The 12,185-nt window shown below is 64.3% G+C and carries 4 protein-coding genes; all 4 read left to right on the top strand.

From position 1 onward, the window contains the following. The first annotated feature begins 156 nt into the window (after positions 1 to 156). The 4 genes from hutG to NKH98_RS21055 all read left to right on the top strand — a co-directional run bounded on the left by hutG (position 157) and on the right by NKH98_RS21055 (position 12,112). Positions 157 to 975, top strand: a complete 819-nt coding sequence (gene hutG, locus NKH98_RS21070; protein WP_352901275.1) for an N-formylglutamate deformylase — start codon at positions 157 to 159, stop codon at positions 973 to 975. Positions 976 to 1,007: 32 nt separating this feature from the next. Continuing rightward, on the top strand, positions 1,008 to 2,678 hold the full coding sequence (gene hutU / locus NKH98_RS21065; RefSeq protein WP_352901272.1) for a urocanate hydratase: 1,671 nt from the start codon (positions 1,008 to 1,010) through the stop codon (positions 2,676 to 2,678). An 8-nt stretch (positions 2,679 to 2,686) separates the two neighbouring features. Continuing rightward, positions 2,687 to 3,274 (top strand): HutD/Ves family protein, encoded by a 588-nt coding sequence (locus NKH98_RS21060; RefSeq protein WP_352901269.1) that lies wholly within the window; start codon positions 2,687 to 2,689, stop codon positions 3,272 to 3,274. Between the two features lie 267 nt (positions 3,275 to 3,541). Beyond that, a complete protein-coding gene (locus NKH98_RS21055; RefSeq protein ID WP_352901266.1) occupies positions 3,542 to 12,112 on the top strand; it encodes a glycoside hydrolase family 94 protein in 8,571 nt (2,856 codons plus the stop codon). Positions 12,113 to 12,185 lie beyond the last annotated feature (73 nt).

The following is a 12,185-nucleotide window of genomic DNA, read 5'->3' as shown; positions in this document are numbered from 1 at the left end:
TCGAGGGCGGGTCGGCGGGCTGAATCAGCACCATAGCCAAATTAGTAGCATAGCTGCCGGCACAAAGCAAGAACAAAATACGTCGCAACCTGCAAAAAGCGAGATTGGTGTTCAAAGACGGTCGCAGAGTTGCGTTCTGTCACGCGGAGACTTCCGATGACCTCGCCCTCCTGGCTTACCGTCACCCAAGGCACGGCACCCTTGCTGGTTTCGATCCCGCATACCGGCATCGATCTCGCCGGCCTCGACAGCCGGCTAATCTCGCCCTGGCTCGGCCGCCGTGACGCCGACTGGTGGATCGACAAGCTTTATGACTTCGCAGAAGACCTCGGCGCGACCGTTGTGCATACGGCGATTTCGCGCACCGTCATCGACGTCAACCGCGATCCGTCCGGCGCCTCGCTCTATCCCGGCCAGACGACGACTGGGCTCTGTCCGACCGAGACCTTTGACGGCGATCCACTCTACCGCAAAGGTGAAGAGCCGGGCCCGTCGGAGATCGACGGACGCCGCGAAAAATTCTTCCTGCCCTATCATGCCGCGCTGCAGGCCGAGGTCGACAGGCTGCGCGCTTTGCATGGGAAGATCGTTGTCTATGACTGCCATTCGATCCGTTCGGTGCTGCCGCGCCTATTCGAAGGCAAATTACCGGTCTTCAATCTCGGCACCAACGACGGCAAGAGCGCCGATCCGACGCTGCAGGAGAAAGTCAGGCAGATTCTGGGCGAAACCGGCGAGAGCTTCGTCGTCAATGGCCGCTTCAAGGGCGGCTGGATCACGCGCCATTTCGGCCAGCCGCAAAACGGCGTCCACGCGCTGCAGATGGAGCTGTCCAACCGCGGCTATCTGCGCGAGCCCGAAGGCAAGGGCATGCCCGGCAATTGGCCGGTGCCTTACGATGCCGAATTCGCGACGCCAATCCGCGTCACGCTGAGAAAGATCCTGGAAACCGCGATCGCCTGGGCCGAGCGCTGACGCGCGGCGCGCTTCATTCGAAAGGGACAATCATGACCGATCCTCGCCACAACATCCGTGAACTGCGCAGCCCGCGCGGCAGCGAGCTCAACGCCCGCACCTGGCTGACGGAAGCGCCGTTGCGCATGCTGATGAACAATCTCGACCCAGAGGTCGCCGAAAACCCCAACGAGTTGGTCGTCTATGGCGGCATCGGCCGGGCGGCGCGCACCTGGAACGATTTCGACCGCATCGTTGCCTCGCTGAAGACACTCGGCGACGACGAAACGCTTTTGGTGCAATCGGGTAAGCCGGTCGGGGTGTTCCGCACTCATCCTGACGCCCCGCGCGTGCTGATCGCCAATTCCAACCTGGTGCCGCACTGGGCGACATGGGAGAAATTCAACGAGCTCGATAGAAAGGGCCTGATGATGTACGGCCAGATGACGGCCGGCTCGTGGATCTACATCGGCACGCAAGGCATCGTGCAGGGCACCTATGAGACCTTCGTCGAGGCCGGCCGCCAGCACTATGGCGGCAATCTCAGGGGCAAGTGGATACTGACCGGCGGCCTTGGCGGCATGGGCGGTGCCCAGCCGCTCGCCGCGGTCATGGCGGGCGCCTGCTGCCTGGCCGTCGAATGTGATCCCGACCGCATCGATTTCCGGCTGCGCACCCGTTACGTCGACGAACGCGCCGACACGCTTGAGGAGGCTCTGGAAAAGATCGAGCGCTGGACCAAAGCCGGTGAGGCGAAATCGGTCGGCCTCGTCGGCAACACCGCCGACATCCTGCCGGAACTGGTGCGGCGCGGCGTGCGCCCCGACATCGTCACCGACCAGACCTCGGCGCATGACCCGCTCAACGGCTATCTGCCCAAGGGATGGTCGCTTGCCGAGTGGCGCGAGAAGCGCAGCAGCGACCCGAAGGCCGTCGAAAGAGCTGCCCGCGCGTCGATGCGCGAGCATGTCGAGGCGATGGTGGCGTTCTGGAATGCCGGCGTGCCGACGCTCGACTACGGCAACAACATCCGCCAGGTGGCGAAGGAGGAGGGGTTCGAAAATGCTTTTGCCTTCCCGGGTTTCGTGCCGGCCTATATCCGTCCGCTGTTTTGCCGCGGCATCGGCCCGTTCCGCTGGGCAGCGCTTTCCGGCGATCCCGAGGATATCTACAAGACCGACGCCAAAGTGCGCGAACTCACGCCCGGCAACACCCATCTGCACAATTGGCTCGACATGGCGCGCGAGCGCATCGCCTTCCAGGGCCTGCCGGCGCGCATTTGCTGGGTCGGCCTGGGCGACCGCCATCGGCTCGGCCTCGCCTTCAACGAGATGGTCGCCAGGGGCGAACTGAAGGCGCCGGTGGTCATCGGCCGCGATCACCTCGATTCCGGCTCGGTCGCCTCGCCGAACCGCGAGACGGAAGCGATGAAGGACGGCTCGGATGCCGTCTCCGACTGGCCGCTGCTCAATGCCCTGCTCAACACGGCGTCCGGCGCCACCTGGGTGTCGCTGCACCATGGCGGCGGCGTCGGCATGGGCTTTTCGCAGCATGCCGGCATGGTCATCGTCGCCGATGGCACGCCCGAGGCGGCCAAGCGCCTGGAGCGGGTTCTGTGGAACGACCCAGCGACCGGCGTCATGCGCCACGCCGATGCCGGCTATGACATCGCGATCGAGTGCGCCAGGGAGAACCAGCTCAACCTGCCCGGCATTTTGGGCTGAGCCGCGCCTTGCGCATCCTTCGGGCAGCCGAATACCGGTCGATGCCGTGGAAGAACGGCGGCGGGGTGACGACGGAGATTGTCGTGTCGCCGCCAGGTGCCGGGCTCGACGATTTCGACTGGCGTGTCTCGATGGCGCGCGTCGAGGGCAGCGGCCCGTTCTCCGGCTTCGCTGGCGTCGACCGGACCTTGGCCTTGCTGGAAGGCGAGGGCATGGTCCTCGATATCGCCGGCCGGCCGCCGGTCGAAATCACCAAGGCTTCCGGCCCGCTTGCCTTTCCAGCCGACGTGCCGACGCAAGCCACGCTGATCGCTGGCCCGATCACCGACCTCAACGTCATGACCCGCCGCGCCCGGGCAACACACACGGTCGAGCGCCTGCTGATTTCGGCTCCGACGGAGATCCAGGCCGAAGCCGATGAAACACTTATTCTGTGCGTTGACGGCGAACTCAGCGTGGCCGGCGCGGCGCCCATGCAATTGGGGCCGCTCGATGCGCTGTTGCTCGGGGCGCAAGCGCCGGAACTGCACCTGGACCCCGTCCGGCCGGCGATGCTGTTCGTGATCCGCATCGACCGCATTGCCGGCAACGATTAACGTCTGTTTCCAAACATGATCGTGACGCCGGCCAAATATCGCGTAAGCTGGTCGCTGCATCACGAAAAAGCCTGAATCTTCCGCCGATCAGAAGCCGAAACGATGCTCATAGTGCTCGCCTGGAAGTTGTCGAAAGACGACGCCTTGTCGTGGTGCGGAAACAAACTTTCGGCCAAGTGTTGCGATGCAACCAATTGCATTTGGACCGGTTTTAGGGACATTGCCGTGGCGGTGACGCCGCACTGCGTCCCCAACACGGAACCTTAGATGAATATCCAGACCAATCTCGCACAGATCGAAAAGACGAGCGCCAGCTTCCCGGCTGTCACCGACGAGCCGATACGCTCCCATTTCCTGCCGGAAGATCGGCTCCGAGCGTTGGGCGCAGCCCTTGCCAATGGCGATGCCAAGGAGTTGTTCGGTCTGACGCCTTTCGATTTTCAGGCGCGCATTCGTGACAGCGCCAGGAAGATTCTCGATGTCTACCGTTCCACCAACGCTGCCCAGGCGAGGGGCGAAACGATCACGCCCGCGGCGCAGTGGCTGCTCGACAACAACTATCTGGTCGAGGAGACCATTTTTCAGGTCAAGCGCGACCTGCCGCGCCGCTTCTACCGCCAGTTGCCGACGTTGAAACTGTCGGATGGGTCCAGCGTGCCGCGCGCACTGGCGGTTGCATGGACCTATGTCGCCCATTCCGACAGTTCCGTCTCGTCGGCCATGTTTAAGGCGATTGTCGAAGGCTTCCAGTCCGTCGAGCCGCTGAAGATTGGCGAATTATGGGCGCTGCCGTCGCTGCTGCGCTTCGTCCTGATCGAGAACCTTCGCCGGATCGCGGTCCGCGTCAATCGCACGCGGGAACTGCGCCAGATCGCCAACGAGGTCGCCGACCGTGTGCTGGCGACGGACGACAGCGCCGACCGGCAGGCGATACTTTCCCACTACAGCGCCCATGCGCAGGACACCACCTTCGCCACCCAGTTGCTCTACCGGCTGCGTGACGGCTCGCAAAATGCCGGCAGGGCGCTGGAATGGCTGGAGGGCGAGCTGGAAAGGACCGGCTCCGACGCCGAGGAGATCATCCTCAGCGAGCACCACACGCTGTCCAGCGGCAACGTGACCACCGGCAATATCATCCGCGGCCTGCGCCTGATCAACGACGTCGACTGGACGGTGTGGTTCGAGGGCGTCAGCCGCATCGACACCTTGCTGCGCGAACGCACCGATTTCGCCGCGCTCGATTTCTTTTCGCGCGACCAATACCGGACTGCGATCGAGGAGCTGGCGCGCCGTTCCGATCTCTCCGAATTTCGCGTTGCCGAAAGGGCAATCGAGCTCGCCGGCCATGCTGCCGATGCACCGGGCTCCGAAAGCGGTCCGATCGCTCACACCGACGTCGGCTTCTTTCTGGTCGGCCCGCGCCGGCAGGAGCTCGAGCGGTCGATCGGCTACCGGCCGACCATCGGCAAGACGCTGAACCGGACGTTCCGCAAGACCGGATGGCTGGGCATCGTCGTGCCGGTGTTTGCGCTGACGGTCCTGCTTCTGGTCGTTTCCGGCAATGCGCTTGCCAATCTCGGCCTGTCGGTGCCGTCGATCGTCCTGATGCTGGCCCTGTTCGCGGTGCCGGCCAGCGAAGGCGCGCTCGCATTCTTCAATACCGTCGTCTCGCTGTTTTTGAAACCGACGCGTCTTGTCGGCTATGATTTCAGGCACGGTGTGCCGCCGGAGGCGCGCACGCTGGTGGTGGTGCCGTCGCTGATCGGCTCGCGCGACGATGTGGAGGAGAACATCCGCAACATCGAGGTGCATCACCTCGCCAACACGGCGGGTGAGGTCTATTTCGCGCTGCTTTCCGACTGGCCGGACTCGAAGACCGAGATCGATACGGCGGATGTCGAAATCCTCGAATTCGCACGTGCCGAAATCGCCAGGCTGAACGCCCGCTATCCCTCGGAAGGCGCACCGCGCTTTTATCTGCTGCATCGGCGCCGGCTCTACAACGCGTCGCAAGGCGTCTGGATGGGCTGGGAGCGCAAGCGCGGCAAGCTGCACGAATTGAACCTTCTGCTGCGCGGGGACAGTGACACCACCTTCCTGCCGTTGGAAGTGCCATTGCCGGAGAGCGTCGTCCACGTGATGACGCTGGACGCCGACACCCGCACCACCCGCGATGCCGTCGCCGCGCTGGCCGGCAAGCTTTGCCACCCGCTCAACCGTCCGCATTTCGACGTCGCACGGCGCGAGGTTACGGCAGGTTATTCCATCCTGCAGCCGCGCATCACCGCGTCGCTGACCAGCGGCGACGAGGCATCGTTCTTTCAGCGTGTCTTTTCCGCCAATCGCGGGCTCGATCCGTACGTCTTTGCCGTGTCGGACCTCTACCAGGACATCTTCGGCGACGGTTCCTTCACCGGAAAGGGTCTTTATCATGTCGACGCCTTCGAGGCGGCGCTGAAGGGCCGCATCGAGGAAAACACCATCCTCAGCCATGATCTGCTCGAAGGCGCCCTGGCGCGCTCGGCCTTGGTCACCGACGTCGAACTGGTCGAGGACTATCCGACCCGCTATTCGGTCGATGCGTCGCGCCACCATCGCTGGGCACGCGGCGACTGGCAGCTTCTGGGCTTCATCCTCGGCCCGCGCTCAAACGTGCCGGCGCTGTCGCGCTGGAAGATGGTGGACAATCTGCGCCGCTCGGTGACGCCGATCTTCTGGGTGATGGCCGCGATCGCCGGCTGGACGCTGCTGCCCTTCACGCAGGCCGCGCAATGGCAGGCGCTGCTGATCCTCACGCTGTTCATGGCGCCCACTTTCGACATCGTCAACGCCATCCTGCCGAAGAGCGGCGATCAGACGCCGCGCGGCCATTTCTCGGCGCTGGCACGCGATGTTGCCTTCGGTACCGCCCTGGTGGCGCTGAAGATCGTCCTGATGGCGCACCTAGCCTGGATGATGGGCGACGCAATCATCCGCACGCTCTACCGCCTGTTCGTCAGCCGCCAGAACCTGCTCGAATGGCGCACCGCCTCGCAGGCACACAAGGGCAGCGACAACGATCTCGGCTCCTACTACAGCATCATGTACGGCGCCGTGATCATCGGCGTCGTCGGCCTCGCCGTCCCGGTGCTGGCCGATTCCACCGGCGCCTTCGTCGCCTTCTTCTTTGCCTTGTTCTGGATCGGCTCGCCCGCCATCGCCTGCTGGATCAGCCGTTCGGCCGAAACCGAGGACCGCCTGCGCATATCGGCCGCCGACATCCACGCGCTGCGCACCGTGGCGCGGCGTACATGGCACTATTTCGAGACCTTCGTGACGGCCGAGCATCATCATCTGCCGCCGGATAATTTCCAGGAAAGCCCGGCCCCCGTGGTGGCGCCCCGCACCTCGCCGACCAACATCGGCGTCTACCTGCTGTCGGTGATTTCGGCACGCGACTTCGGCTGGATCAGCCTCTCCGACGCCGTTAACCGCATCGACGCGACCATGTCGACCATCGAGAGCATGCCGCGCGATCGCGGTCATCTCTTCAACTGGTACGACACGACGACCCTGAAGCCGCTCTACCCGCTGTACATTTCGGCGGTCGACAGCGGCAATCTCGCCGGCCATCTGGTGGCCGTGGCCGCAGCCTGCGCCGAATGGGCCGAAGCGCCGTCGGTGCATGTGCAGGGCGACTTCGAAGGCATACTCGATACTGTCACCATCCTCGACGAAAGCCTTGAGGAACTGCCCGACGACCGGCGTCAATTGCGGCCCTTGCGCCAGCGGCTCGCCGACCGTCTCGACGGCATGCGGCGGGCGGTCGAATTGATCAAGGCGCAGCCGGAGATGGCGTCGATCCGTACCATCAACCTGGCCGTCCTGGCCGGCGAGATACGCAAGCTCGCGACAGCCATCCACACCGAGGCCGCGTCGACCCAGAGCGACACCATCGCCGATTGGGCGGCTAGGCTCGAAGCCACCTGCGAGGCGCATGTGCACGACGCGCACAGCGACGAAAACGCCGTCGCGGCATTGCGGGCCAAGCTTCTGACGTTGCGCGAGCGCACGCGCCGTTTCGCCTTCGAGATGGATTTCTCGTTCCTGATGCGGCCCGAACGCAAGCTCCTGTCGATCGGTTACCGGGTCGAGGAGCATCAGCTCGACGAAAGCTGCTACGATCTTTTGGCCTCCGAGGCGCGGCTGACCAGCCTGTTCGCCATCGCCAAGGGCGATTTGCCGACCGAGCACTGGTTCCGGCTCGGCCGGCCGATCGTCGAGATCGGCTTCCAGGGCGCACTGATGTCCTGGTCCGGCTCGATGTTCGAATATCTGATGCCGCCCCTGGTGATGAAGGAGCCGCAAGGCAGCATTCTCAACCAGACCAGCAAGCTCATCATCAAGCGCCAGATCCAGTATGGCCGTTCGAAGAACGTTCCCTGGGGGATTTCGGAAGCGGCCTACAACGCCCGCGACCGTGAACTGACCTATCAGTACACCAATTTCGGCGTGCCCGGGCTCGGCCTGAAGCGCGGCCTTGGCCAAAATACGGTAATCGCGCCTTACGCGACCGTGCTGGCAGCGCAGTTCACGCCGCATGAATCCGTGCAGAACCTGGCCAGGCTGAGGCGGTTGGGCGCGCTGGGCCGGCACGGCTTTTACGACGCGGTGGATTTCACGCCGCAACGCGTCCCCGAGGGCACCGACCACGCCGTCGTGCTCAACTACATGGCCCACCACTCCGGCATGTCGATTGCCGCAGTTGCCGATGCGATCTTCGAAGGGCGCCTGCGCGACCGCTTCCACAGCGATCCGGTGATCGAGTCGGCCGAATTGCTGCTGCAGGAAAGGGCGCCGCGCGACATCCCGACTGCGACCGTCAGAACCGAGGCCGACGAGCGCTCGAAGGACGAGACCGAGCTGGAAAGCCCGGACACCCGCATCGTGCTCGATCCGCTCAGGGCGCTGCGCTCGACCAGTGTCATGTCCAATGGCCGCTACTCGGTCATGGTCACCGCCACCGGCTCCGGCTACAGCCGCTGGGGCGACCTTGCCGTCACGCGCTGGCAGCCGGATCCGACCGAGGACCGCCTTGGTTCCTATATTTTCCTGCGCGACGCCAGTAACGGCGACTGGTGGTCGGCCACCGCCGAGCCGAAGCGTGCCGCCGGCGAGCGGGCGCAGACGCTGTTTTCCGACGACAAGGCGAGCTTCGTCAAATCGATTGGATCGCTGCGTTCGGAAGTCGAGTGCATCGTCATCTCGGAAGGCAATGGTGAAGGCCGACGGGTGACGCTCCACAATGATGGCCCCGCCGACCGGCATATCGAAGTAACCTCGTTTGCCGAACTGGTGCTAGGCTCCGAGCCCTCCGATAATGCTCATCCGGCTTTTTCGAAGATGTTCGTGGAAACCGAGATCGCGCCGAACAACGGCGCGATCTTCGCCACCAGGCGCAAGCGCGAGAAGGACGAACCGGACGTCACCATGGTGCATTTCGTCACCGACCCGTCTGGATCGGCGCGCGACGCCGAGGCGGAAACCGACAGGCGCGCCTTCATCGGCCGCGGCCGCACCATCACCGAGGCGGCTGCCTTTGATCCCGGCGCCAAGCTTGGCGGCCATTCCGGCTTCACCCTGGATCCGATCGCATCGCTTCGCCGGCAGGTGCGGGTGCCGGCCAACAAGAAGATTTCGCTGACCTTCTGGACCGTCGTCGGTACCCATCGCGCCGAATTGGATGCGGCCATCGCCCGGCTCGACCATCCCGAAAGCTTCGCCCGCCAGGCGATGCTCGCCTGGACGCGCTCGCAGGTGCAGACCCGGCACCTTGGCCTCAGTCTGTCCGACGCCGCCAATGTGCAGAAGCTGGCGCGCTATCTGATCTATCCCGATCCGTTCCTGCGCCTTCCGGGCGAATCCATCGTCTCCGGGCTCGGCAGGCAGTCCAGCCTGTGGCCGACCAGCATATCCGGCGATTTTCCGATTTTCCTGGTCAGGATCGCCGATGTCGCCGATCTGGAGATCGTCGCCCAGGCGCTTCGCTTCCAGGAATACATGCGCGCCCGCGGCATGATGATCGATTTTGTCGTCGTCAACGAGCAGGCGTCATCCTACGTGCAGGACCTGCAGCGCGCGGTGGAGACGCTGTGCGAAAACAGCCGGTTGCGCGGCAAGGAACTCGGACCCCGCCAGCACATCTTCGCGGTGCGCCGCGATCTGATGGAGGAAACGACCTACAGGACCTTGCTCGCCGTCGCTCGGGTGGTGCTGCATACGCGCAACGGCACCATCTTCGACCAGATCGAGCGCGCCGAGGCCGCGGCACTGCAGGCGCGGGACGCCGCCCTCCAGCCGGCAGACCTTGCAGCGCTTCGCGAGCCGTCCTTGCCGGTGCCGACGTCGCAAGCATCTGCCGCACAGGCACTGATCGAGGGCCGCGTCGACGGCAGCGGGCTCGACCAATGGAACGGTTTCGGCGGCTTCGACGGCGACGGACGCCACTACGTCGTGCGTCTTGCCGGCCGGCGCACGACGCCGCAGCCGTGGATCAACGTGATCTCCAACCCATCGTTCGGCTTCCACATTTCGGCTGAAGGCGCTGCCTTCACCTGGAGCCGCAACAGCCGCGACTATCAGTTGACGCCATGGTCGAACGATCCGGTCACCAACCGGCCGGGCGAGGGCATCTATATCTACGATCATGCCAGTGGCAGGGCGTTCTCGCCGATGGCTGCCGTGGTGCGTGACCCGACAATGACCTACGAAACCTGGCACGGGCAGGGTTTTTCGACGTTCCGCTCACAACGCGGGCCGCTGACGATGGACCTCACCCATGTCGTCGATCCCGTCGATCCGGTAAAGATATCGCGGCTGCGCATCCAGAATTCGGGTTCGGTGCCGATGCGGCTGCGCGTCTACGCCTATGCGGAATGGGTTCTTGGCGGCCATCGCTCGCGCACCGCTGCAAGCATCGTTCCGTCGAGGGATGCCGCAACCGGCGCATTGCTGGCGCAAAATCCCTATGGACTCGATTTCGGCGAGCGGATCGCCTTTCTGGCCGCCGACGGTGCGGTGCATTCGGTCACCGCCGATCGCGGCGAGTTCATCGGCAGGCAAGGCACGAGCGAGTTTCCGCATGCGGTGCTGAGCGGCGCCGACCTGTCGGGCCGCGTAGAGGCCGGCGACGATCCCTGCGCGGCCATCGCACACGACATCGACATCGCTGCCGGTGGCGACGTCACGCTGCTCTGGCTGCTCGGCGACGCGGCCTCGTCCGACGAGGCCAGCGCGCTGGTGCAGACCCATCGCTCCAGGGATTTCGATCAGCGGCTGGCCGATAACGAGCGCACATGGCGCGGCTTTCTCGACACCATCCAGGTCGAGACGCCGGACAAGGCACTCGACGCCATGGTCAATCACTGGCTGCCCTATCAGAGCCTGGCCTGCCGCATCCGTGCCCGCTCTGCGTTCTATCAGGCGAGCGGTGCCTTCGGCTTCCGCGATCAGTTGCAGGACACCTTGGCCTTGCTGGCGCATAACCCCAAGCTGGCGCGCGATCAGATCCTCAACGCGGCGCGGCGGCAATTCCCCGAAGGCGACGTACAGCATTGGTGGCTGCCGCGCACCGAGGCCGGCGTCCGCACCATGATCTCTGACGACGTGGTCTGGCTGGCCCACGCTACCGCGCGCTACCTGCTGGTGACCGGTGACACCGCGATCCTGAAGGAGCAACTGCCCTTCATCGAAGGGCAGGCGCTGAACGAAGGCGAGCACGATGCGTTCTTCATCCCGGAAATCTCGAAAAAGACAGCCTCGCTCTACGACCACTGCGCGCGGGCGCTCGATCTTGCCGTCAAGCGCAGCAGCCCGGCCGGGCTGCCGCTGATCCTCGGCGGCGACTGGAACGACGGCATGAACCGCGTCGGCGAGCACGGCAAGGGCGAGAGCGTATGGCTGGGCTGGTTCCTGCTGAAGACGCTGGGCGAATTTGCCGATGTCGCCAAGGCGGAGCGCGATGCAAAGCGCGTGCAAGCCTGGACGAAGCACGCCGAGGTGCTGAAGCGGGCGCTGGAAAGCACCGCCTGGGATGGCGAGTGGTATCGGCGCGGCAGCTTCGACGACGGCACGCCGCTCGGCTCGCGCAAGTCGGACGAGTGCAAGATCGACTCGATCGCCCAGTCCTGGAGCGTGCTTTCGGGCGAGGGCGACCCGGCGCGGTCGACCACGGCAATGGGTCAGGCGATGAAAGCGCTCGTCGACGACGAGCTCAAGATCGTCAAACTGTTCACTCCGCCCTTCTCGAAGACGGAAAAGGACCCGGGCTACATCAAGAGCTATCCGCCGGGGGTCCGTGAAAACGGCGGCCAATACACGCACGCCGCGACATGGTTCGTTATTGCGCTTGCCGAGATGGGTCGCACCGACGATGCCTACCGTTGCCTGTCGATGCTAAATCCGGTCAACCATGCGCTCGATGAAGCCGCGGCAGAGCGCTACCGCGTGGAACCTTACGTCGTCGCGGCCGATGTTTATTCCGGGCAAGACAAGGGCGGCCGCGGCGGCTGGACCTGGTATACCGGGTCGGCCGGCTGGCTTTATCGCGCCGCGGTCGAGAGCATTCTCGGCATAGAGCGCCGCGGACAGCGCCTCCAGTTCACGCCGAGACTTCCCAGCCATTGGGACGGCTATTCGGCAACCCTGAAGATGCTGGGCGCCGAGATCAAGGTACGCGTCGTCCGCGACAAAAAGGCCCGGGCCATCTCACTTGAAGTGAATGGCACGAAGACCAAATCTTCGTCCTTCGAGCCAAAAGCCGGAGATAGTGCCGAGGTGGTCGTTAGAATACCGGCCTAGATTCAAGCACTTGGAGCGTCGCTCAGGGTTGCCCAGGGTATGCATGGGCGGTCCAAGTGCCTCTACCGGTTAT

The organism is Mesorhizobium sp. M0833, assembly GCF_040319905.1.
GTDB lineage: Bacteria > Pseudomonadota > Alphaproteobacteria > Rhizobiales > Rhizobiaceae > Mesorhizobium.
The sequence above is the reverse complement of the archived record's forward strand: the minus strand, read 5'-3'. Positions and strand labels throughout refer to the sequence as shown.